This window comes from Pseudomonas sp. E45-MNA-CIBAN-0222, assembly GCF_040310405.1.
Classification (GTDB): domain Bacteria; phylum Pseudomonadota; class Gammaproteobacteria; order Pseudomonadales; family Pseudomonadaceae; genus Stutzerimonas; species Stutzerimonas stutzeri_AC.
Window position 1 is genome coordinate 1 of the sequence record NZ_JBEOPU010000121.1, and the last position, 265, is coordinate 265.

The 265-nt window shown below is 43.8% G+C and carries 1 protein-coding gene; it reads right to left on the minus strand.

All coding sequences use genetic code 11. The annotated features are described in order from the left end of the window. On the minus strand, positions 1–265 hold a 265-nt coding region (locus tag AAEZ08_RS23005), incomplete at both ends, for a ThiF family adenylyltransferase (protein ID WP_500125190.1).

The window sequence follows — 265 nt, forward strand, 5'->3', positions numbered from 1 at the left end:
GTATTGATGTTAATTAATGGATTTAGCAGCATCAGCGATTGCTTAGCCGATTCAACTTTTGCTTGGCCAATATTGGCGTCATAGTGCAATACTTGGCGCTGCAAATTAGACAGCTCTACGGTATCAAAATCAACTAAGGTGATTTCACCAACCCCAGCCACGGCAAGGTATTGACTTGCTGCACAGCCGAGTCCGCCTGCACCAATAATTAATACTTTGGCAAGCTTGAGCTTTTCTTGGCCATCGATATCGATAGCCTTAATAG